The following is a 23,055-nucleotide window of genomic DNA, read 5'->3' as shown; positions in this document are numbered from 1 at the left end:
TCAATCAGCGTCTTAAAATCCTTTGTTCTAATTCTCGCCAGGGTTGTCCGGGTTAACGGTCCGTAAGGTCCGCTATGGCATAAGCTCAAGGGTTACAGTGGCGCGGGGAGTAGATGCGTTTCCACAAGGCGGAATCCGCATTTTTCGTGTTTATCTTTGTGATCCTGGCCGCTGGCCTGGTGACCATCCATTCCTATGGCCAGTTGCAGGACATCGCCTCGGACCTCGACGCCGCATCGCGCGTCGACAAAATCGTCTATCTGAACAAATTGCTGTTCGTCACCGGGGCGTTGCTGGCGACCGCCCTGTTCTTCGGCACCTTCTTCATCTATCCGCTGATCCGTGGCCAGGTGCGGGAAGAGGGGAAGCTCAGGGCCATGACGGTCTCGCTCAGCGCCCGTTCGCAGACGCTCGAGCAGGCCGCGCTCACCGACGGTCTGACCGGCATGCAGAACCGCCGCTATTTCGACGATGCGCTCCGCGAATACCTCCAAGAGTTTCGCCGCATCGACAGGCCTGTCGGGCTGATGATCCTCGATCTCGATCATTTCAAGCAGGTCAACGACACGCATGGTCACGATGTCGGGGACGAGGTGCTGCGGGCCGTCGCCACCTGCCTGAGAGGCATGACGCGCTATCACGATGTGGTGGCCCGGCTGGGCGGCGAGGAGTTTGCCGTCGTCACGCCCAATATGGATGTCGAGCTACTTGCCAGATTCGCCGAGCGTATCCGCAAGGCGATCGCCAACCTGTCGATCCTGTCGGGCAATGTGCGGCTGAAGGTCACCACCAGCGTCGGCCTCGCCGTCTGGGACCACAAGGAGAGCGCCGAGGATTTCTACCGACGCGCCGACCGCCAGCTCTATGAGGCGAAGAAGCAGGGCCGCAACCGCGTCTGCGCCTAAAATTCCGAAGATGAATTCGTGAGGCCGGTCGTATGCCGCCGTTTTCTGCGCTTCCGGTGCTCACGGACTTGATGTCCGCTCCGCTCCGGTTCTCGCAAACGACACCATCCGACTCGGCCTGACGAATTCCCTATCGGAATTTAATCACCGTCCGACGTCAGGCGGTTAGTCGTTGAACTGGCGCATGCCGAAGGTCGAGGGCTTCAGGCCGTAGCGGGTGTCGAAGTCGTCGTCCGGCTGGGGACGGGGGGCGGCGGTGGCCGGCTTCTTATAGTCCGGGTCGCCGGCCTGCCGGGCCGAGTCCACCGCCTCGGCGAAGGCCATGGCCTGCTGCGGCTTCGGCACGTTGCGGAGCCGCTCGACGATCATGGCCAGATCGACGTCGCTGCCGTCCACGGAGGGCTCGACCTGCTCTCTCTTCGCGGTTCCGGGGATGAACTCCTGCGCCAGCTTCTCGAATTTCAGCCGCGTGGTGGTCGCGACGCCTTCGCCGAAGGCGATGGCTTCGCGCTGCCCCATCGACGACAGGAACGCAAGCGTGGAAGCCGAAGAGTCGGCGATCGCCGAGCGGATGATTGCCTGGTCCTGCTCGTTGGCAAGGCGCATGGCGAAGAAGGTAGAGCACTGCGACAGGATGGTCGGGTCGAGCTCGCCCGGGCGCTGGGTGACGACACCCAGATAGCAGCCATATTTGCGGCCTTCCTTGGCGATGCGCGAAAGCGCGTGCCTGGTCGGCGCGAAGCCGAGGCGCGGATCGGCCGGCATGTAGCGGTGCGCTTCCTCGCAAAGCAGGAGCAGCCTCAGCCGGCCTTCGCTCCACAAGGCCAGGTCGAAGGCCAGGCGCGCCAGCACCGAGCAGACCGAGTTGACCACTTCCGAAGGCATGCCCGCCATCTCGAAGCAGGTGACCGGGCGGCCGTGGTTGGGGACACGGAAAATATTGCCGATCGTCTCGTGGATCGTGTCCTCGATCAGGCGGGAATTGAACATGAAGCGGTAACGCGGATCGGCGGCCGCCGATTCGATGCGCGTCTTCAGCGACTTCAGAATCGGGCGATCGTTCTTGCTTTCGAGCAGGCCCATGCGCTCGTCGATCTGCTTGATGAGATCGGCAATGCGGTATGGCACCGGCGTATCCGCCGTCAGCGCATCGCTGCCACGTCTGACATAGGTGCCGGAACTGGGGTTGCGATAGAGGTTCTTGGCCGCCGGGATCAGGTCGCGCAGGACATCCACTTCCTCGGGCACCGTCTCGCGGCCGCGAAACAGCACTTCGGCGAATTCCTCCAGCCTGAACATCCAGAATGGCAGGTCAAGCGTCTTGGAATCGACCTTGACGCAATATTCCGGCAGCGAGGCCGCGAACTCGTTATGCGGGTCGAGGATGAGCACGCGCAGGTCCGGCCGCGCCTCGATGGATTTGCGCAGCAGCAGCGAGACAGCCGTGGACTTGCCGACGCCGGTTGTGCCGACGATGGCGAAATGGCGCGCGAGCGTGTCGTCGATGGCGATGTTGGCGTCGATCGATTCATCCTGCGACAGCGTGCCGATGGTGACCGAATGGCGTCCGGCCAGATCGTAGACCGCTTGCAGGTCGCGGCTGCGAATACGGTGGGCAATGGCGCCGATATGCGGATAGGCGGTGATGCCGCGATCGAAGATCGGCTTGGCGCCCGGCTCCGCGCCGTCGCGCACCTCGCCAATCAGTTCGATGCTGACCTCGATCGGGTTCTGGCCCTCATTGCTCCAGGCGCGGTCCGATTTGCCGATCTCATAGACAAGGCCGACCGTGCGCGTGGTGCCGAGATTGATGGAGATCATCTTGCCGACCGTCCATTGGCCGGTGACCGTGCCCTCGGCATCCTCGGCGTAGGCGCTGATGGTGGCGCGCGCGCCGTCGCATTGCACGACATTGCCGAGAATGCGTTTGTCGCTTTGCAGGGCATTGCGGCGCTCCTGCGAAATCGGTTCGCCAACGGAGGCTTCGCGTTCGACAAACATCACTGACCTGGTCCCATTCCCTGGAGCGTCGACCTTATCCAGGCGGGGTTAAATTGAGGTGAGGTCGAATGGTGTAGACGGTATTAAGCCGGCCGCGACAATTCGATCGAATCGCCTCTTCCCAGATCTCGCAATTCCGATATATTGGACGAATGAACGATATATCGAATGACATCACCGCCACGATTGGCAGGCGAATACGTTCCGAAAGGACGGTGAGGTGCTGGTCGCTGGCCGAGCTTGCGGCGCGCTCGGACGTGTCCAAAGCGATGCTGAGCGCTATCGAGCGCGGCACGACCAGTCCGACCGCGGCACTCCTGGTGCGCATCGCGGCCGCCTTCGGCATGACACTGTCGACGCTGATCGCGCGGGCCGAACTGCAAGGCGGCGGCGTTTCGCGCAGCGACGACCAGCCGGTGTGGCAGGATCCGGCAACCGGTTACATCCGGCGGCATCTGTCGCCGGCATCGCAGATGCCGCTGGAACTGATCAGGGTCAGCCTGCCGGCAGGCGCCAGGGTCAGCCTTCCGGCTGCGTCTTACGCCTTCATCAAGCAGCAGATCTGGCTGATCGACGGAAGGCTGGATTTCACCGAGGGTGATGTGGTGCACCGGCTCGAGCCCGGCGACTGCCTGGCGCTGGGGGCGCCGGCGGACTGCGTCTTTCATGCTCCCGGACCGGGAGCGGCGGAGTATCTCGTGGCGCTGGTCAGGGACTGATCGGGATGCCTCGACGACCGAAACGCTCGCACAATGGCGGGCCGCCGCTCGACGACTATGAAGGACCGCCCTGGGGCAAGGGCGACGCCTATATTTTCCTCGCCTGGCGCGTCGCCCACGACAAGGCCTGGAAGGCGCCAAGCCAGGCCGTCATGCTGATGCGGCTGGAGAGAGCCGAACGGCTCGGGCTGACCTATGAGGAATATACGCTCGAGATACTGGAGCGTGGGCGTCATCTCAGCGAGGACGATGCCGACCGGATCGCTGAAATCCGGCGGGCGCGACGGCGCAAGCGGATCAGCCATTTCGAATGACCTTTTCCCGATGCCTGATCGCATGGAGAACACCAGCATGAACGCACTTGAAATCCGGGCCTTGACCGAAGATGCGGCAACCGCCGCGATGCTCGCCGATCTGTTGATCGAGACCGTTGCCGCCGGCGGATCGGTGAGCTTCATGCATCCGTTGCCGCCGGACGCGGCGCGGGATTTCTGGCGCAAGTCGCTGGCAGCGGCGGCGCGCGGCGAGAGGGCGGTGCTGGGCGCATGGCAGGATGGGGTGCTTGCAGGCACTGTCACGCTGCTGCTCGACTTTCCGCCCAACCAGCCGCACCGCGCCGAGATCGCCAAGCTGATGACCGGCCGGGATCATCGCGGCAAAGGAGTCGCGATGCGCCTGATGCGGGCCGCGGAGGAACTTGCCGTCGAGAAGGGCCGCACGCTGCTCGTGCTGGATACGGCGAGCGAGGAGGGCGCGGCTGGGCTTTATGAGAAGCTCGGCTTCACGCTGACCGGCGAGATCCCGGACTTTGCCCTGAAGCCGCATGGCGGACTGACCGGGACGCTGATCTACTGGAAGCGGATAGGGCCGGTCCGACCATAAGCGCCGTCCTGCTGCGAGCGCGGTGACACGCGACCGATGGCAGATATCCTGTCGCGACGCATCGAGTGCCATACGCAATGGGAAGCCCGGCCATCGCCGGGCTTCCACCGAGGCTCCGTCGCATCAACTTTTGTGATAGACCTCCTGCAGCCCATAGACCGGGGTAGGCAACCCGACCTGCCTGGCCTTCAACTGCAGCGCAAGATACTGCGAGTAGTGCCGCGACTGGTGGAGGTTGCCGCCATGGAACCACAGCGCCTCCTGCTGCGTCGGCTTCCACATGTTGCGCTGCTCGCCTTCCCAGGGACCCGGATCCTTGGTGGTGGCGGAGCCGAGGCCCCAGACCTTGCCGACCTTGTCCGCCACCTCCTGCGAGATAAGATCCGCGGCCCAGCCATTCATCGAACCGTAGCCGGTGGCGTAGATCACCAGGTCGGCCGGCAATTCGGTGCCGTCAACGAATTTGACGCCGGTTTCGGTCAGTTCCTGCACAGCGGCTCCCGGTCCGCTCTTCAGCTTGATCGAGCCGTCGATGACGAGGTCGCAGGCGCCGACATCGATGTAATAGCCGGAGCCGCGGCGCAGGTATTTCATGAACAGGCCTGAGCCGTCGTCGCCCCAGTCGAGCATGAAGCCGGCCTTTTCCAGGTCTTCGTAGAATTTCGCGTCACGCTCCTTCATCTGTTCGTAAAGCGGAATCTGGAACTCGTGCAGGATGCGGTAGGGTAGCGAGGCGAAGATCATGTCGGCCTTGCGCGTCGTCATGCCGTTCTCCACCGCCTGCTCGGAGTAGAGCGCGCCAAGCCCGATATCCATCAGCGTGTCCGACTTGACGATGTGGGTGGACGAGCGCTGCACCATTGTCACGTCGGCGCCGCCTTCCCATAGTGCCGCGCAGATGTCGTGCGCCGAGTTGTTGGAGCCGATGACCACCACCTTCTTGCCCCGGTATTTATCCGGGCCGGGATGGGTCGAGGAATGCTGCTGCTCGCCCTGGAAAATGTCCTGACCCTTGTATTTCGGCCAGTTCGCCTTGCCGGACATGCCGGTCGCCAGCACCAGCTGCTTGGGCTTGAGCGTGATCTCCTTGCCGTCGCGTTCGACGACGACGGTCCACTCCTTGGCCTTCTCGTCATATTTGGCGGATTTCGCTGATGTGGAGGACCAATAGTTCAGCTCCATCACCTTGGTGTACATCTCCAGCCAGTCGCCGATCTTGTCCTTCGGCGCGAAGACGGGCCAGTTCTTCGGAAAGTCGATATAGGGCAGGTGATCGTACCAGACCGGGTCGTGCAGGCAGAGCGACTTGTAGCGCTTGCGCCAGGAGTCTCCGGGCCGCTCGTTCTTCTCGATGATGATGGCGGACACGCCGAGCTGCTTCAGCCGGGCACCGAGCGCGATACCGCCCTGGCCACCGCCGATGATGACGACATAGGGTTGCTTGGTATGGCCGAGCTCGGCGATCTCATCGTCGCGCTCCTCGCGCCACGTCTTGCGGTCCTTGCCGTGTCCGTGCTTGGCGCCGAGCGGACGGGTGAAGCCAGCTTTCTCCTCATGCCCTTTCAGCTCCGCCATGGTGGTGAGCAGCGTCCAGATCAGGTCGCCCTTGAAGCGCACAAGGCCAAAGCCGCGCGCGACGCTCGTCTCGAAGGTGATCCAGGCGGCGATGACGCCGCCATCCTCGCTCGCTTCCTCGCCCTTGGCCACCGCCCAGCCGGTCGGCCTGGTGTTGGCCAGCGTCGCCTGCAGCATGTCGCGAACCTGGTCCTGGCCTTCCACGGTCTTCAGGTTCCAGGTGAAGGTGACGAGGTCGCGCCAGTAGCAGTCGGCCTGGAAGCAGTTGACGGCGCTGTCGATGTCGCCGGCTTCCAGCGCCTTGCCGAATTTGTCGAGCAGCGCCTGCGCCTTGGTGGTGGGTGTTCTCTCGAGCATTTGTTCTCCTCCACTTGCTAGAGTGCGGCATGAGCAGCAAGCGGCGTGCCAACCGCAGCGCTCATCATGGATGCAATGGAATCAAGCTGTTAGGGCGCTCTTCCGTCGCCTTTGCTGTTGCGCTCCTGTTGCAGGCGCTATGGCGCGCCACAGTCTGCAGTATCAGTTCGGTGCCTCCAGCCGCAGGCGCTTCATCCGGCGATGCACCGTGGTGCGGTCGACGGCGAGACGTCGCGCGGCTTCGGAAATGTTCCAGCCGGTCGCCGCCAGCACGGCCAGCAGGGCTGCGCGCTCTTCCTCGGGCGAGGCGGCGCGAAGCGCGACAAGGCTGGCGGAAGGCGCCGGTGACGCCACACGGGGCGTGGCGAAATCGGGCAGGTCGGAAGGCTGGATCGTCTCATCGTCGCAAAGGGCCACCGCCAGGTCCACGGCGTTGACGAGCTCGCGGATGTTGCCGGGCCAGCCATGGCGGATCAGCGCCAGCCGCGCCGCGGGCGACAGTCTTGCTGGCCGACCGGCAAGGCGCGCGCGCTCGCCAACCAGCCGTTCCAGCAGCCATTCGAAGTCGGTGCGCTCGCGCAATGGCGGCAATGTCAGCGATGCGGCGTTTAGCCGATAGAACAGGTCCTCACGGAAACGGCCCTCGGCAACCAGCTGGCGCAAGTCGTGGTGCGAGGCGGAGATGATCTTGATGTCGACAGGCCGGGGCGCAATGCCGCCGACGGGGATCAGCTCGCGCTCGGCGATCACCCGCAGCAGTCGCGATTGCAGCGCGTAGGGCATGTCGCCGATCTCGTCGAGGAAAAGCGTGCCGCCGTCGGCGCTCTCGATCAGCCCCTTGCGTCCCTTGGCCGTGGCGCCGGTGAAGGCACCGGCGGCGTGCCCGAACAGCTCGCTCTCGATCAGATGTTCGGGAATGGCCGCGCAATTGATGGCGACGAACGGGCCGGAGCGCCCCGAGCTGTCGTGGAGCGCGCGGGCGAGATATTCCTTGCCGGAACCGGTCTCGCCATGGATCAGGACCGGGATGGTGGTGCGCGCCAGCTTGGCGGCCCGCGTCTGCATGGCCGCCATGGCCGGATCGCCGCCCGAAAGCTCGGCGATCGGTTTCGGCAGCGCCTCGACAGGTGCGCGGCGTCCGCTCGACGGCTGCGGCTCGATGGCATGCGCGAACAGCGCGCTGCCGTTGCGGCCGAACACCAGCCGCTCTTCGGTCGGGCGCCCGCGCGTCAAATTCGGCAAGTCGTCGATGTCCATGTCGAGGTAACGCGAGATCGGCTGGCCGATCGGCGAGGAGAGCCTCCAGTCGACGCCTCCGGCCTGCGCCAGAAGCAGGGCCCCGCCGCGCGTGGTGCCGAGGACGCGACCCGAGGCATCGAGCGCCACGGCTGCCTCCGGATCGACATCGAGAAATTCGGGCGAACGCGAGAAGCGCAGCACCCATTCCGAATGCATCTGCGCCATCAAATTGGCGAGCTCGATGCGCCGGGCGGACGCCGTCACCAGGTGAAGGGCAAGGTTCTGGCTGACCTTCGGCTGCGGCGAGCGCAGCAGCGAGATGTCGAGCACGGCGGTCAGTTCGCCCTTGGTGTCGAAGATCGGCGCGGCGGTGCACGAGAGCGGCGTGTGGGTGGTGTCGAAATGGTCGGTCTGGTGGATGGTCATCGCCTCGCCGGTGACGATGCAGGAGCCAACGCCGCAGGTTCCGGTGCGGCTCTCGGACCATTCCGAGCCGAGATAGAGACCGGCCGTGCGCAGCTGATCCATGAACAGCGGGTCGCCGAGAAAGTCGACGGTGACGCCTTTCGCGTCGGCGAGCAGCAGGACGTAGTTCTGGCCGGCCACCTGCTTGAACAATGTCTCCAGCCCGCTGCGGGCAATGGCGATCAGCCTTTCGGACTGCTCGCGATGCTCGCGCAGCTGGGTATCGGGAACGATGTAGGCTTCGGTCGGACGTGCGGGGTCGAGCCGGTGCGTGTCGATGCAGCGCAGCCAGGACTGCACGACGATATCGTCGCGGGCCGACCGCGCGCCCGACAGAACCTCTTCGATCTCGCGGATATGCTCCCGTTCGCCAGCCATGCGTCCTCCTCGCAGCCAACGTCACACCATTGCATGTCGTGCCCCAAAACCGCTCCACCCTACTGGGCGACATGCATCGGCACATACTGGTGCCTCGGCGGCGCGCGCTCAACTGTACTATGGTAGCGCGAGACAGCGCGGTTTCTCACAGGCGGGTGAATTCGCGCCCGACCCCATTGACGAGCCCGCGTTTTCGCCCTTATTGTCCGCGCCCATGAAAACGGCACTCATTCTCGTAGGCTGGCGCGTGGGCAAGGCGGTGTAACCGCCGGGCGAAAACCTCCCATGCGCACCACACAGGCTCCCTCGGGGGCCTTTTTTATTGCCTGAAATCCAACTAAACGACCAGCAACGCCCAAACGGCGACAGTACGGGACCAGACCGATGAGCAATGGACAGAACGAGCGGCGCGAAATGACGGGCGCCGAAATGGTGGTGCAGGCGCTGAAGGACAACGGCGTCAAGCATGTCTTCGGCTATCCGGGCGGCGCGGTTCTCCCAATTTACGATGAAATTTTTCAACAGGACGATGTCGAGCACATCCTGGTCCGGCATGAGCAGGGCGCCGGCCACGCGGCCGAAGGCTATGCGCGCTCGACCGGCAAGGCCGGCGTGCTTTTGGTGACGTCTGGCCCCGGCGCCACCAATGCCGTGACGCCGCTGCAGGACGCGCTGATGGATTCCATCCCGCTGGTCTGCCTCACCGGCCAGGTGCCGACATCGCTGATCGGCTCCGACGCCTTTCAGGAATGCGACACGGTCGGCATCACGCGGCCCTGCACCAAGCACAACTGGCTGGTGAAGGACGTCAACGAGCTCGCCGCCACCATCCATGAGGCGTTCCATGTGGCGACGACCGGCCGCCCCGGCCCGGTCGTGGTCGATATCCCGAAGGACGTGCAGTTCGCCAAGGGCATTTACGTGCCGCCGCAGACGGCGCCGCGCACCAGCTATCAGCCGAAAGTTCAGGGCGACCTGGAAAAGGTCAAGGCCGCGGTCGAGCTGATGGCGGGCGCGAAGAAGCCGATTATCTATTCGGGCGGCGGCGTCATCAATTCCGGCCCGGAGGCCAGCCATCTGCTGCGCGAGCTGGTCGACCTCACCGGCTTCCCGATCACCTCGACGCTGATGGGGCTCGGCGCCTATCCGGCATCCGGCAAGAACTGGGTCGGCATGCTCGGCATGCACGGCACCTACGAAGCCAATATGGCGATGCATGATTGCGACGTGATGATCTGCATCGGCGCGCGCTTCGACGACCGCATCACCGGCCGTCTCAACGCGTTCTCGCCGAATTCGAAGAAGATCCACATCGACATCGACCCGTCCTCGATCAACAAGAACGTGCATGCCGATATCGGGATCTTGGGCGATGTCGGCCGCGTGCTGGAGGATCTGGTGCGTCTGTGGCGGGCGACCGCCAAGACCGACAAGAAGGCGCTCTATCCGTGGTGGGAGCAGATCGCGAAATGGCGCGCGCGCGACTCGCTCGCCTACAAGATGAACAGCGACGTTATCATGCCGCAATATGCGATCCAGCGGCTCTATGCGCTGACCAAGGACATGGACACCTACATCACCACCGAGGTCGGCCAGCACCAGATGTGGGCGGCGCAGCACTATCATTTCGACAAGCCGAACCGCTGGATGACCTCGGGCGGCCTGGGCACGATGGGCTATGGCCTGCCGGCGGCGCTCGGCGTGCAGATCGCGCATCCCGATGCGCTGGTCATCGACATCGCAGGCGACGCCTCGGTGCAGATGACCATGCAGGAGATGAGCTCGGCGGTGCAGTACGAGGCGCCGATCAAGATCTTCATTCTGAACAACCAGTATATGGGCATGGTGCGCCAATGGCAGCAGCTGCTGCACGGCAACCGGCTGTCGCATTCCTACACCGAGGCGATGCCGGATTTCGTCAAGCTGGCGGAGGCCTATGGCGGTCACGGCATTCGCTGCGACAAGCCGGACGAGCTCGATGACGCGATCCGCGAGATGATCTCGGTGAAGAAGCCGGTTCTGTTCGACTGCCGCGTGGCGACCTTGGCCAACTGCTTCCCGATGATCCCGTCCGGCAAGGCGCATAACGAGATGCTGTTGCCCGACGAGGCTACCGACGAGGCGGTGGCCAACGCCATCGACGCCAAGGGCAGGGAACTGGTGTAAGCAGCCATAAAGGCGGGGCTGTCGCGAGAAAGCCGTGCGCAAACAGAGAATTAGCTCAAAAGTCTGAAATCGAGATTCACGTCATGAACGCACAGCTTCAGCCGACCGGTTCGGCTTATTTCATCGCCAAGGAAACCGAGAAGCCGGAAACCCATACGCTTTCCGTGCTGGTCGACAACGAACCGGGCGTGCTCGCCCGCGTCATCGGCCTGTTCTCGGGCCGCGGCTACAACATCGAAAGCCTGACGGTTTCCGAGACCGAGCACGAGAAGCATCTGTCGCGCATCACCATCGTGACGCGCGGCACGCCGCATGTGATGGAGCAGATCAAGCATCAGCTCGAGCGCATCGTGCCGGTGCATCGGGTGGTCGACCTGACCGTGCGCTCGCATGAGCTTGGACAGGAGCGGCCGCTCGAACGCGAGCTCGCGCTGGTCAAGGTCGCCGGCACCGGCGACGCCCGCGTAGAGGCGCTTCGGCTTGCGGATGCTTTCCGCGCCTCGGTCATCGACGCCAACACCGAGCATTTCATCTTCGAGATCACCGGCAAGGGCTCCAAGCTCGACCAGTTCATCGCCATCATGAAGCCGCTCGGCCTGGTCGAGATCTGCCGCACCGGCGTCGCCGCGATGAACCGCGGTCCGCAGGGCATGTAACGATGACGCGGGGGGCGGCAATTCTGGCGGCCATCGTGGCCGTCGTCGCCACAGCGACGGCAGCGCTCGGCGACGAGCCGACGTTCGACCCCCGAGTGATGTCGAAATTGCTGAGGGAGGTCGGACGTAGGGGCACGCCCAATGCGTATTTCCAGCGATGCCCGGCGGACATCTGGCGCAAGTCGGTGCCGCGCAGCAACGTCGTGCTGCCGGAAATGAACTACGACCGTTGTGAGCGGGACGCGCTGGCCTGCGCCAGGCTTTGCTTCGAAGGGCGCAACCCCGAGGCATGTTTCGAGACCGCCAGGGTCATCCAGGAGAATGGCGGCGAGGACCAGCAACTGAAAGCCGAGGCGATGTTCGCCCAAGCCTGCGCCACCGGCAGCGCGGCCGGCTGCACAAATCGTGGCGCCGGCATGCGCCTCGGCAGATTGCCGGACAGTTTGCTCGGAAACGAGAAAGCGGCAAACCACTGCACATATGAGACCTTCAAGTTGAGCTGCAGCGAGGGCGATGCGTGGGGATGCACCATGTATGGCGCGGCGCTTCAAAACGGCGAGGGTGTAGCGAAAGACAAAGACGCGGCCACTACGGCGTTCAAGAAGGCCTGCGAAATCGATGCCAGCTTCGTAGCCTGCCAATACGCCAAATCTTACATGGAAAGCGGCCACTAGCTCGCCAATGGCAGCGTTTCGTCTGCTCGCGGGTGGACCAATCGCCTCGGCCTGACCTGAATCTCAACATATCTGGGCAGCTTTTCGGATCAGCCAAGGAGCTGTTAACAGCCGTATTAGCCGGCTGCCCGACAATTGTGCAGTGCACATTAAATTATCGTAATACCGCGTTTTGGCCCTTTTCCGCCAAAGCCGTGTCCTATCTATTCGGCGAAATTCGCGGCGAAAGACCGTGGATCGAGCTAGGATAGACCACCGGGATCGGCGTGTCGGGTAGAGGGCTTGTTTGTCGATGCGCGGAAAAATCGCCTTTGCAGTTGTGGCGGTCGCCTGCCTGGCAGGCGCCGGGCTCTACTATTCGCCCACGACGTTGACCAAGGTCCAGCAGCTGATTTCGGGCAAGCAGGCCGGCGCGGCCGCCACTGACAAGACGGCGAGCGGTGACAAGACGGCGAGCGCCCCGGACAATGCGAAAGGCGGCGGGCCGCGTTCGGCCTCGATCGTCTCCGCCACCGTGACAACCGCCGACTTTCCGATACGCCGCTATGCCATCGGCTTCGTCTCGTCCCCGGAGGTGGTCAACATCAATGCCCGGGTTTCCAGCCAGATCGTGTCGATCGCGGTGAAGGACGGGCAGATGGTCAAGGCCGGCGATCTGCTCATTTCGCTCGATGATCGCGCGCTGAAGGCGCAGCTCGCCAAGGATCAGGCGCAGCTCACCAAAGACCAGGCGATGCTGGTCAGCGCCCAGGCCGATCTGCAGCGCGCCAAGGACCTTGTCGCCAAGCAGGCCGGCACCCAGCAGACCTACGATCAGGCGCTGGCGGCACAGAAAGCCGCCGCCGCGACCATCGATGCCGACAAGGCCACCATCGACGCCGATACCGTGCAATTGAGCTACGCTACCATCTCGGCGCCGATCTCAGGCAGGCTGGGCGCCGTCAACGTCTCGGTCGGCGATCTCGTCACCACCAGCAATGGCAACTCCGGCAGCTCGACCCCGCTGGTCACCATCACGCAGATGGACCCGCTGCAGGTGAATTTCACGCTGCCGGAAAGCAACCTTGCCCTGCTGCACAAGGCGCTCGCCGATCCGCAGCAAGGCGACGTGACGCTGACCAAGGACGGCGACCCCACGCCGATCGGCAAGGGCACGCTCGACTTCGTCGATTCCAGCGTCGATACCGCTTCCGGCACCATCGCCACGCGGGCCAGCATACCGAACCCGGATCTTTCGCTGTGGCCGGGGCAATATGTGAATGTGGTGCTCGAGGCCGGCACGATGCCGCACATGACCTCGGTTCCGACGGTCGCGGTGCAGCCCAGCCAGAAGGGTCCCTTCGTCTATGTCGTCAAGCCGGACAACACCGTGGAGATGCGTCCGGTGCAGGTGGCGCTGACGGAGGGGCAAAACAGCGCCATCAGCGATGGTCTCAAGAGCGGCGAGAAGGTCGTCGTCGAAGGCCAGACACGGTTGAAGAACGGCGCGGCGGTGCATGAAGGCAAGGCTGCCGGATCCGGTGACCAGGCATCGCCCAAGGTCGCGGAGGCAGACAAGGCCGGCGGGGCGAGCCAATGATCTCCGAATTCTGCATTCGCAGGCCCGTCGCCACCCTTCTGATGTCGTTCGCCCTCATCCTGGGCGGTATTTTTGCCTACAAGTTCCTGCCGGTGGCGGCGCTGCCCAGCGCCGAATTTCCGGTGGTCAATGTTTCGGCCAGCCTGCCCGGCGCTTCGCCGGAGACGATGGCGACATCGGTGGCGACGCCGCTGATCAAGCAATTTGCGACGATCGCCGGCATCGATTCGATCTCGACCACCAATTCGCTCGGCCAGACCTCGATCGCCATCCAGTTCGTGCTGAACCGCGATATCGACGCGGCGGCCGCCGACGTGCAGGCGGCGATCGCGCGCACGCAAAAATCGCTGCCGCCGGAAATGACCTCGCCGCCAAGCTATCGCAAGGTCAATCCGGCCGACGCGCCGATCCTTCTGATGTCGCTGGTCAGCGACACGGTTCCGCTGACCGATCTCGACGCCTTCGCCGAGAACGTCATCTCGCCCTCGCTGTCGACCATAGACGGCGTGGCGCAGGTCTCGATCTTCGGCCAGCAGAAATACGCGGTGCGCATCCAGATCGATCCGACAGCGCTTGCCGCGCGCGGCATCTCCATCGACCAACTGCAGGCGGCCGTCGCCTCAGCCAACAGCAACACCCCGCTCGGCGTGCTGCAGAACAACAAGCAGCAGCTGACGATCACCGCCAACACGCAGCTTACCGACGCCGCCGGTTTCTCCAACCTCATCATCGCCACCAAGAACGGCCACCCGGTGCGGCTGGGCGAGGTGACGCGCGTCGTCGATTCCGTGCAGACCACCACGACGGCAAGCTGGTACGACGGCACGCGCGCGATCATCATGGCGGTGCAGCGCCAGCCCGACGCCAACACGGTCGACGTCGTCGACAAGGTCAAGGCGATGCTGCCGTCCTTCCAGGACCAGATGCCTGCCGCCGCCCAGATCAAGCTGCTCAACGACCGCTCGACCTCGATCCGTCAGGCGGTCGACGACGTTCAGTTCACGCTGCTCCTGACCATCGCGCTCGTCGTGATGGTGATCTTCGTGTTTCTGCGCAGGGTGACGGCGACGATCATTCCGGCCGTGGCCGTGCCGATCTCGCTGATCGCCACCCTCGGCGCCATGTTCCTGTTCGGCTTCTCCATCGACAACATCTCGCTGATGGGCCTGACTTTGGCCGTCGGCCTCGTCGTCGACGACGCCATCGTCATGCTGGAAAACATCTTCCGCCACATGGAAGAGGACGGCCTGTCGGCCTTCGACGCTTCGCTGAAGGGCGCGCGCGAGATCGGCTTCACCATCATCTCGATCTCGATCTCGCTGGTGGCGGTGTTCATCCCCGTGCTTTTGATGGGCGGCGTCATCGGCCGCATCTTTAACGAATTCGCCGTCGTGGTGACCGTCGCCATCCTGGCTTCGATGTTCGTCTCGCTGACGCTGACGCCGATGCTTTGCTCGCGGCTGTTGTCGGTGACGAAGGCCGATCGCGAGGCGCATGGCGCCGGCAGGCATGACATCGTCACTCGCGCCTATGACTGGCTCTTGAGCTTCTGCCTGCGCCACACCTTCCTGATCTTCCTGGTCTTCATTACCACGGCCGCGGCGTCGGTGTGGGTGATCCAGGTCTCGCCGAAGGGCTTCTTCCCGCAGGAGGATATCGGCCAGATCTCGGTGACGACGATCGCGCGCCAGGACATCTCGTTCGACGCCATGGCGAAGCTGCAGGGTCAAGTGGCCAGTGTGTTCTCGAAGTCGCCCTATGTCGACCATGTGGCGTGGTCGGCGGGCAGCGGCAACAACGCGCTCAACCAGGGGCAGCTCTTCGTCCAGCTCAAGGGCAAGGACCAGCGTCCCAACATCGAGAAGGTGCTTGCGGATCTCAGGCGCCAGCTCGCCGGCGTGGCGGGCATCGAGACCTATATGCAGCCGGTGCAGAACCTCAGGCTGGGCTCGCGGTCGTCGGCCAGCGCCTATCAGCTCGTGGTCCAGGGGCTCGATACCGCCCAGACGGATATCTGGGCGCAGAAGCTGAACGACGCGATGGCGGCGGACCATACAAACTTCACCGACGTCACCAGCGATCTGCAGAATAATGCCCTGCAGGCGTCGCTGGTGGTCGACCGCGACAAGGCAGCCCAACTCGGCATCGACACCAGCACGCTGCGTTCGGCCCTCTATGGAGGCTTCGGCACCGACCAGGTCTCGACGATCTTCGGTTCGGCCGACAGCTATCAAGTCATCACCGAGCTCGATCCCAAGATCGAGTGGTCGCCCGAACATATGCTGGCCATCCAGGTAAGGACGGCGAGCGGCAGTCTGGTGCCGCTTGGCGCCTTCGCCCGTGTAGACCGCACGGCCGGCGCCCTGACGGTCAATCAGCTTGGGCAGCTGCCGGCGGTGACGATCTCCTACAACCTGCCGCAGGGCGTGTCGCTCGGCGATACGGTGACCCGCATCGACCACCTCAAGGAACAGATCGGGATGCCGACAGCGATCTCGACGAGCTTTGCCGGTACCGCCAAGACCTTCCAGGATTCGCTGGCCAACCAGGGCCTGCTGATCGGCGGCGCCATCCTGACGATCTATATCGTGCTCGGCATGCTCTATGAGAGCTTCATCCATCCGCTTACCATCCTCACCGGCCTGCCGTCGGCGGTGCTTGGCGCGGTGGTGGCGCTGCGTTTTGCCGGCATGGATCTTTCGGTGATCGCGGTGATCGGCATCCTGATGCTGATCGGCATCGTCAAGAAGAACGGCATCATGATGGTCGACGTCGCGCTGGAGCTCAGGCGACAAGGCATGTCGGCGAAGGAGTCCATCCACAAGGCCTGCCTGATGCGTTTCCGGCCGATCATGATGACGACGCTGGCCGCGCTGATGGGAACATTCCCGATCGCGCTCGGCACCGGCGCCAGCGCCGAATTGCGCCAGCCACTCGGCGTTGCCGTGGTCGGCGGCCTGCTTGCCTCGCAGGCGCTGACGCTGTTCGTCACGCCGGTGATCTACGTCTATTTCGAGAATTTCTCTGGCTGGCTGCTCAGCCTCTCGTCGAAGAAGAGCCAGCCGGCGCTGCATGTGGTGGAAGGCGGCGAGCAGGGCTCGCTGTTCGACGGCGAGGCAGAGCCGAAGAAGGTGGCGGCCGAGTAGGGGCACGATCCCGAAAAGTTGCAGACTTTTCGGACAAGATCATGCCTCAGAAAACAAACCTGGAGCGAAGCTCAGCTTCGCTCCAGTTCCACTGGCCCAAGGCGTCGCGCTTGCGGCCAACGGCAGCCGATCCTAGTCTCGGGGCATGACCCACGATCATGACCACGACAACGAGCTCGATCCGTTCGCGGCGCGCGTGCGCGCGCTGGAGACCATCCTGACCCAAAAGGGCCTGATCGATCCCGCGGCCATCGACGTCATCGTCGATACATACGAGACGAAGATCGGTCCGCGCAACGGCGCGCGGGTGGTGGCGAAGGCCTGGAACGATCCGGCCTATGCCGAATGTCTGAAGCGCGACGCAACCGCCGCGATCGAGTCGCTCTCCTATACTGGCCGCCAGGGCGAGCACATGCAGGCCGTGTTCAACACCGAGGAGACGCACAACCTCGTCGTCTGCACGCTCTGCTCCTGCTATCCGTGGTCGGTGCTTGGCCTGCCGCCGGTCTGGTACAAGGCGCCGCCTTACCGCTCGCGGGCGGTGATCGATCCGCGCGGCGTGCTGGAAGAATTCGGGCTGAGGCTGCCTAAGGATAAGAAGATCCGCGTTTGGGATTCCACCGCCGAGCTTCGCTATCTCGTGGTGCCGATGCGGCCGAAAGGCACCGAGGGCTGGAGCGAGGAACAGCTCGCCGAGCTGGTCAGCCGCGACGCGATGATCGGTACGGCGCTGGCCAGAGAGCCGGATGGAGAGCCGGCATGAACGGACCACAGGATCTCGGCGGGCAGATGGGCTTCGGGCCGGTCGCGCCCGAGAAGGACGAGCCCTATTTCCACGCCGCATGGGAGAGGCGGGCGCTGGGCGTGACGCTCACCGCAGGCTCCATGGGCGCCTGGAACATCGACGAAAGCCGACATGCGCGGGAATCGCTGCATCCCGCCGACTACTATTCGTCGAGCTACTACCAGATCTGGATCAAGGCGCTGGAAACGCTGCTGAAGCGCCATGGCTTCGTCACCGAGCGCGACCTTGCCGCCGGCAAGGCAGTCGATGCGGCCGCGACGCCGAAGAGAGTGCTGAAGGCTGCTGATGTGCCGGCCGTGCTCGCCAAGGGCGGGCCGTGCGACCGGCCGGTCGCCACGCCGGCTCGGTTCCAAGCGGGCGACCGGGTGCGGACGAAGAATTTCAACCCGACCGGCCATACGCGCCTGCCGCGCTACGCGCGCGGCAGGAACGGGAGGATCGAGGCCGTTCGCGGCGGCTTCGTCTTTCCGGACAGCAATGCGCATGGCAAGGGCGAGAACCCGCAATGGGTCTATACCGTGGTGTTCGACGGGGCCGAAATCTGGGGCGAGGGCGCCGACCCGACGCTCAGCGTCTCGATCGATGCCTGGGAGAGCTATCTTGAGCCGGCATGAGGGCGCCTTGCCGGCAGGATTCGACGAGCCCGTCTTCGCCGAGCCCTGGCAGGCCGAAGCCTTCGCCCTGACCGTTGCGCTGCACGACAAGGGCCTGTTTTCCTGGAGCGAATGGGCGGAGGCCCTGTCCGCCGAGGTGAAGCAGCCGGGCGCGGCGAGTGACGGGCACGACTATTACGAGCATTGGCTGGCGGCGCTGGAGAAGCTGCTGGCGGCCAAGGGCGTCGCCGGCAAGAATGATGTCGATGCGCTCGCCGCCGCCTGGGAACGCGCCGCGCACGCCACGCCGCACGGCAAACCGATTCTGCTGGAGAACGATCCGCGCGCAACGCGATAGATCATTTTGTTCTCTTTACGTTCTTGTTTGCGGCTGGTAGCCTGAGTTGTCGGATGCGCTGGCTATTGCTGCCGACAACGGTCGGTATGGCGGCCAATCTTGTCTTTCGCTTGCGAATCCGGTCTGTCGCACTGATGGAATTTTCTCCCCAACAGGACGAGGCTTTGAAAGCGGTCGGGCGCTGGCTCAAAGAGGGCCGGCCGCAGGTCTTTCGGCTGTTCGGCTATGCCGGCACCGGCAAGACGACGCTGGCGCGCTATTTCGCCGAGCATGTCGACGGCCAGGTGCAGTTCGCCGCCTTCACCGGCAAGGCCGCGCAGGTACTGCGCTCGAAGGGAGCGACCAACGCCCGCACCATCCATTCGCTGATCTATAGGCCCAAGGGCGAGGAATCGGTCGCGGACGAGGTGACGGGGAAGACCTCGATGTCGCCGACCTTTTCACTCAACCGGCAAAGCCCGATTTCGCGCGCCAAGCTCGTCGTCATCGACGAATGCTCGATGGTCGACGAGCAGCTCGGCCGCGACCTCCAGAGTTTCGGCACGCCGATCCTGGTGCTTGGCGATCCGGCGCAGCTGCCGCCGATCTCGGGCGGCGGCTTCTTTACCGAGCACGAGCCCGATGTGTTGCTCACGGAAATCCACCGCCAGGCGCGCGACAACCCGATCATCCGGCTGGCGCTCGACGTGCGCGAGGGCCGGGAGTTCATGCATGGCGATTATGGCACGGCACAGGTGATCGGTAGGGAAGCAGTCAACCAGGAACTTGTGCTCAAGGCCGACCAGGTGCTGGTCGGCACCAACCGCACGCGCCGGCGCTACAATCAAAGGCTGCGCGAGCTGAAAGGGTTCAATGCCGACTTTCCGCAAGCCGGCGACAAGCTGGTCTGCCTGCGCAACGATCCGGCCAAGGGGCTGCTCAACGGCTCGCTGTGGAAGGTGATGACCTCGTCGCGCGAGACGGTAAAGCCCGGCATCAATCTTCTCGTCTCGCCGGAAGAGGACGATCCCGACCGCGGCGTCGCCAAGATCAAGCTGCTCAAGGCGGCGTTCGAGGATCCGGATGCCGAGATCCCCTGGCAGCAGAAGAAGCGCTTCGACGATTTCGACTATGGCTATGCCCTGACGGTGCACAAGGCGCAGGGCTCGCAGTGGAACGACGTTGTGCTGTTCGACGAAAGCTGGGCCTTCAAGGAAACAAGGCAGCGCTGGCTCTATACGGCAATCACCCGTGCCGCCGAGCGGTTGACCATCGTTCGCTGACGTTTTTGGCCATCAGGTCGGCCTTGCGCCAAGCCACTGCCAGGCGGCTTCCTCATCGTCGACATCGAAGCGTCTGACTTCGAAAGGCAGCGTTTTCGGAAAGACGCCGGCGACGAGGGAGGCCCAACTCGCTCCGCCGATGACGGCGCAGCGCACGACATGCTCCATGGCGTCGGCCACGCCTTGCTTGAGCGTGTCGGGCGAAATATTGGCCCAGTCGACGCTTTCCGCGTCCGTCAGCCGCACCAGCACGTCGATCCTCGGATGCAGCGCATAGGCGGCCTCGAGCAGGCCGAACAGGTTTTCCGCATCGGCCGGCGAGACATCGCCGACGACATCGATGGCGAAAAGCGCGTCGCGGTTCGTCTCGATGCGGCGGATCGCCGGCACGGCTTCCAGGAAATTCACTGGCAAATCCTCATCTTAGCCTCCAACTATCCCCTGGAACACGCGAAACCCCCTATCTGTTCCCACCAAAGGCGGTATAGATGCCCGCCGACCCACTGGACCCCAGCTCATGCCCGCCAAGCTCTCGGTCAATCTCAACGCCGTCGCCATGCTGCGCAACCGCCGCGACCTGCCGTGGCCGAGCGTCACCGGACTTGGCCGCATCGCCCTTGCCGCCGGCGCGCACGGGCTGACGGTGCATCCGAGGCCCGACGAGCGGCACACAAGGCATTCCGACCTGCCGGAGATCAGGGCGCTGATCGACGATGAGTTTCCCTGCGCGGAGTTCAACATCGAGGGCTATCCGACCGAGGATTTCCTGGCCCTTGTCGAGAAGAACCAGCCCGAACAGGTGACGCTGGTGCCGGACGACCCTGCGCAAGCGACCTCGGACCATGGCTGGAACTTCGTCGCCCAGGCGGCGTTCCTCACTCCGATCGTCAAGCGTTTGAAGAGGGGCGGATTCAGGGTGTCGCTGTTTTCCGATGCGGACCCTGTGGGTGTGAATGCGGCACGCGATACCGGCGCCGACCGCATCGAGCTCTATACCGGGCCGTATGGAGGTTTCCATTCCGATTCCGAAAAGGCGGCGAAAGAGTTGGAAAGGCTGGGAAAAACCGCCGACGCCGCATTCAAGGCCGGGCTCGGCGTCAATGCCGGCCACGATCTGACCGTAGAGAACCTGCCGCCATTGGCCAAACGCATTCCGGCATTGGCCGAAGTATCGATCGGACATGGGTTGACAGCGGATGCGCTGGAGTATGGCATGGCTGGTACGGTCGGGCGGTTCTTGAAGGCCTGCGGATGGTAGGGCGCCTTGCGTAGTTTCGGCAATTCCGGTGCATCCCGCGCGTCGCGGCGGCCTCGGAACGTAGCGAATCCGGTGATATGGGGTTCATGGTGCTAGCCAACGTCGGCGAAACGGAATCCCTCGAACGTGCGGGCCATGCCGAAAACGAGCGGCAGCACAGCACCAAGGTGCTCATGCTTGGGGCGCTGGGCGTCGTCTATGGCGATATCGGCACGAGCCCGATCTATGCCTTTCGCGAAGCGCTGCACGCGTCTTCGAGCTCGGTTGCCCGCAATGACGTGCTCGGCGTGCTGTCGCTGATCGTCTGGGCGCTAACGATCATCGTCACGATCAAATATGTCGCCTTCGTGCTCAGGGCCGACAACAAGGGCGAGGGCGGCACGCTGTCGCTGATGGCGCTGGCGCGCAGCGCCTACCCGCCGGGTTCCAAGCTCATCCTGGTGATTGGCCTTTGCGGCGCCGCGCTGTTCTTCGGCGATTCAATCATCACCCCGGCGATATCGGTGCTGTCGGCGGTCGAAGGCCTGGAGGTCGTCACGCCGGCGCTCGATGCCTTCGTGGTGCCGATCACTCTGATCATCTTGGCGGTGCTATTCGCCGTGCAGCGCTTCGGCACCGGCAAGGTGGCGGCGGTGTTCGGGCCGGTGACGGCGACATGGTTCGTGGCGATCGGCGCAGCCGGCGTCTACCACATCGTCGACGATCCATCCGTCTTTCTGGCGATCAATCCGTATTACGCGATCTACTATCTCGCCACCACGCCGACAGGCGCCTTCGTCACCGTCGGCGCCGTATTCCTGGCGGTCACGGGCGCCGAGGCGCTCTATGTCGACCTCGGCCATTTCGGCCGCAAGCCGATCGTGATGGCCTGGTTCGCGATTGTGTTTCCTTGCCTGCTGCTGAACTATTTCGGCCAAGGCGCCTTCGTGCTCTCGCACGGCGGCAAGCCGACCAACCCGTTCTTCCAGATGCTGCCCGAATGGGCGCTGATGCCGATGGTTGGCCTGGCAACGGCAGCCACCGTCATCGCCAGCCAGGCGGTCATTTCCGGCGCCTTCTCGCTGACCAGGCAGGCGGTGCAGCTCAACCTTCTGCCGCGCATCGAAGTGCAGCACACATCCGAGATGCAGAGCGGCCAGATCTATATGCCGCGGGTCAACCTGCTGGTGGCACTCGGCGTGATGCTCCTGGTCGTCGGCTTTGGCAGCTCGAGCGCGCTTGCCTCCGCCTACGGCATTTCGGTCACCGGCGAGATGCTGATGACGACGGTGCTTCTGTTCGTCGTCATGCGCTGGCTGTGGAAATGGCAGGTTGCGACCGCGCTGGCCCTGGTGGTGCTCTTCGGCGTCATCGATCTCGGCTTCTTCTCGGCCAATGTCGTCAAGGTCGTCGAGGGCGGCTGGGTCTCGATCACGGTCGCCTCGATCATGGGATTGGTCATGTGGACCTGGATCCGCGGCACCCGCTATCTGTTCGACAAGACCCGCCGCAACGAGATCCCGCTCGATTTCCTGGCGGCGAACCTCCTGAAGAAGAAGCCGCAGCTGGTGTCGGGCACCGCAGTGTTCCTGACCAGCGATCCGCTGAGCGCGCCGACGGCGCTGATGCACAGCCTGAAGCACTACAAGGTGCTGCATGAGAAGAACGTGATCCTGTCGGTGGTGACGGCGCCGCAGCCGGTGGTGCCCGACAGCGAGCGCGTCAAGCTGGAGACGGTCAACGAGCTTTTCATGCGGGTGACGCTGACCTTCGGCTATATGGAGCAGCCCAACATTCCGCGCGCGCTGGCCATCTGCCGCAAGCAGGGCTGGAAGTTCGACATCATGACGACGTCTTTCTTCCTGTCGCGGCGCTCGCTGAAGGCTTCACCCAATTCCGGCATGCCGGTCTGGCAGGACCGGCTGTTCATCAGCCTGGCGCGCTCGGCTGCGGATGCCACGGAGTACTTCCAGATCCGACCGGACGCGTGGTGGAGATCGGCACGCAGGTTGCGATCTGACGAAACCGGATCTTCTACCGGATGAAGAGGTCCGGCCG

General features: G+C 63.9%; 18 protein-coding genes and 1 pseudogene. 15 read left to right on the top strand and 4 right to left on the bottom strand.

All coding sequences use genetic code 11. The features are described from left to right. Positions 1–113 precede the first annotated feature (113 nt). A complete protein-coding gene (locus EN852_RS29015; protein WP_127878859.1) occupies positions 114–905 on the top strand; it encodes a GGDEF domain-containing protein in 792 nt (263 codons plus the stop codon). Positions 906–1,070: 165 nt separating this feature from the next. On the opposite strand, the gene EN852_RS29010 is transcribed toward EN852_RS29015, so the two are convergent. Further along, complete coding sequence (locus EN852_RS29010; RefSeq protein WP_127878861.1) at positions 1,071–2,906, bottom strand: ATP-binding protein; 1,836 nt, start codon at positions 2,904–2,906, stop codon at positions 1,071–1,073. 152 nt (positions 2,907–3,058) lie between these two features. On the opposite strand from EN852_RS29010, the gene EN852_RS29005 reads away from it, so the two are divergent. From EN852_RS29005 to EN852_RS28995, 3 genes are read left to right on the top strand one after another with little or no spacing between them, the layout of a single operon-like run. Next, positions 3,059–3,625 (top strand): XRE family transcriptional regulator, encoded by a 567-nt coding sequence (locus EN852_RS29005; protein ID WP_127878863.1) that lies wholly within the window; start codon positions 3,059–3,061, stop codon positions 3,623–3,625. Between the two features lie 5 nt (positions 3,626–3,630). Then, on the top strand, positions 3,631–3,939 hold the full coding sequence (locus tag EN852_RS29000; RefSeq protein WP_127878869.1) for a hypothetical protein: 309 nt from the start codon (positions 3,631–3,633) through the stop codon (positions 3,937–3,939). Between the two features lie 37 nt (positions 3,940–3,976). After that, the gene (locus EN852_RS28995; RefSeq protein WP_127878871.1) at positions 3,977–4,507 is read left to right on the top strand and encodes a GNAT family N-acetyltransferase; all 531 of its coding nucleotides are present in this window, start codon (positions 3,977–3,979) and stop codon (positions 4,505–4,507) included. 123 nt (positions 4,508–4,630) lie between these two features. Here EN852_RS28995 and EN852_RS28990 read toward each other — a convergent pair whose 3' ends face one another. Further along, complete coding sequence (locus EN852_RS28990) at positions 4,631–6,439, bottom strand: NAD(P)/FAD-dependent oxidoreductase (RefSeq protein ID WP_127878873.1); 1,809 nt, start codon at positions 6,437–6,439, stop codon at positions 4,631–4,633. Between the two features lie 162 nt (positions 6,440–6,601). After that, positions 6,602–8,521, bottom strand: coding sequence for a sigma-54-dependent Fis family transcriptional regulator (locus EN852_RS28985; protein ID WP_127878875.1), 1,920 nt, complete (start codon positions 8,519–8,521; stop codon positions 6,602–6,604). Between the two features lie 384 nt (positions 8,522–8,905). Here EN852_RS28985 and EN852_RS28980 point away from each other — a divergent pair, with 384 nt between their 5' ends. The 9 genes from EN852_RS28980 (at position 8,906) to EN852_RS28940 (ending at position 19,760) form a co-directional block, all read left to right on the top strand. Next, positions 8,906–10,687, top strand: coding sequence for an acetolactate synthase 3 large subunit (locus tag EN852_RS28980; protein ID WP_127863294.1), 1,782 nt, complete (start codon positions 8,906–8,908; stop codon positions 10,685–10,687). Positions 10,688–10,770: 83 nt separating this feature from the next. Continuing rightward, entirely contained in the window at positions 10,771–11,343 is a 573-nt protein-coding gene (gene ilvN, locus EN852_RS28975; protein ID WP_042644054.1) for an acetolactate synthase small subunit, read from the top strand. Positions 11,344–11,378: 35 nt separating this feature from the next. Further along, the gene (locus EN852_RS28970; RefSeq protein WP_127876794.1) at positions 11,379–12,017 is read left to right on the top strand and encodes a sel1 repeat family protein; all 639 of its coding nucleotides are present in this window, start codon (positions 11,379–11,381) and stop codon (positions 12,015–12,017) included. 292 nt (positions 12,018–12,309) lie between these two features. Then, positions 12,310–13,596, top strand: a complete 1,287-nt coding sequence (locus tag EN852_RS28965; protein ID WP_127863296.1) for an efflux RND transporter periplasmic adaptor subunit — start codon at positions 12,310–12,312, stop codon at positions 13,594–13,596. Beyond that, positions 13,593–16,742 carry an efflux RND transporter permease subunit gene (locus tag EN852_RS28960; protein WP_127878878.1) on the top strand — a complete coding sequence of 1,050 codons (3,150 nt, stop codon included), beginning with the start codon at positions 13,593–13,595 and terminating at the stop codon, positions 16,740–16,742. The genes EN852_RS28965 and EN852_RS28960 overlap by 4 nt, the downstream gene beginning before the upstream one ends. A gap of 145 nt (positions 16,743–16,887) precedes the next feature. Beyond that, complete coding sequence (gene nthA / locus EN852_RS28955) at positions 16,888–17,505, top strand: nitrile hydratase subunit alpha (RefSeq protein WP_127878880.1); 618 nt, start codon at positions 16,888–16,890, stop codon at positions 17,503–17,505. Beyond that, positions 17,502–18,161, top strand: coding sequence for a nitrile hydratase subunit beta (gene nthB / locus EN852_RS28950; RefSeq protein WP_127878882.1), 660 nt, complete (start codon positions 17,502–17,504; stop codon positions 18,159–18,161). Before nthA ends, nthB begins: the two co-directional genes overlap by 4 nt. Next, positions 18,148–18,498: a nitrile hydratase accessory protein gene (locus tag EN852_RS28945; RefSeq protein ID WP_127878884.1), complete on the top strand. Its 351-nt coding sequence runs from the start codon at positions 18,148–18,150 to the stop codon at positions 18,496–18,498. The genes nthB and EN852_RS28945 overlap by 14 nt, the downstream gene beginning before the upstream one ends. Before the next feature lie 134 nt (positions 18,499–18,632). After that, positions 18,633–19,760, top strand: coding sequence for an ATP-dependent RecD-like DNA helicase (locus EN852_RS28940; RefSeq protein WP_127878886.1), 1,128 nt, complete (start codon positions 18,633–18,635; stop codon positions 19,758–19,760). 12 nt (positions 19,761–19,772) lie between these two features. Here EN852_RS28940 and EN852_RS28935 read toward each other — a convergent pair whose 3' ends face one another. Then, positions 19,773–20,168 (bottom strand): STAS/SEC14 domain-containing protein, encoded by a 396-nt coding sequence (locus tag EN852_RS28935; RefSeq protein WP_127863302.1) that lies wholly within the window; start codon positions 20,166–20,168, stop codon positions 19,773–19,775. 109 nt (positions 20,169–20,277) lie between these two features. Here EN852_RS28935 and EN852_RS28930 point away from each other — a divergent pair, with 109 nt between their 5' ends. Together EN852_RS28930 and EN852_RS28925 are read left to right on the top strand one after the other, a co-directional pair. Then, on the top strand, positions 20,278–21,018 hold the full coding sequence (locus EN852_RS28930) for a pyridoxine 5'-phosphate synthase (protein ID WP_127878888.1): 741 nt from the start codon (positions 20,278–20,280) through the stop codon (positions 21,016–21,018). An 86-nt stretch (positions 21,019–21,104) separates the two neighbouring features. Continuing rightward, positions 21,105–23,017, top strand: a pseudogene (locus EN852_RS28925) (potassium transporter Kup). Positions 23,018–23,055: the final 38 nt, after the last annotated feature.

Origin of the sequence: Mesorhizobium sp. M2E.F.Ca.ET.209.01.1.1 (assembly GCF_004010375.2) — a bacterium.
Lineage (GTDB): Bacteria > Pseudomonadota > Alphaproteobacteria > Rhizobiales > Rhizobiaceae > Mesorhizobium.
The sequence above is the reverse complement of the archived record's forward strand: the minus strand, read 5'-3'. Positions and strand labels throughout refer to the sequence as shown.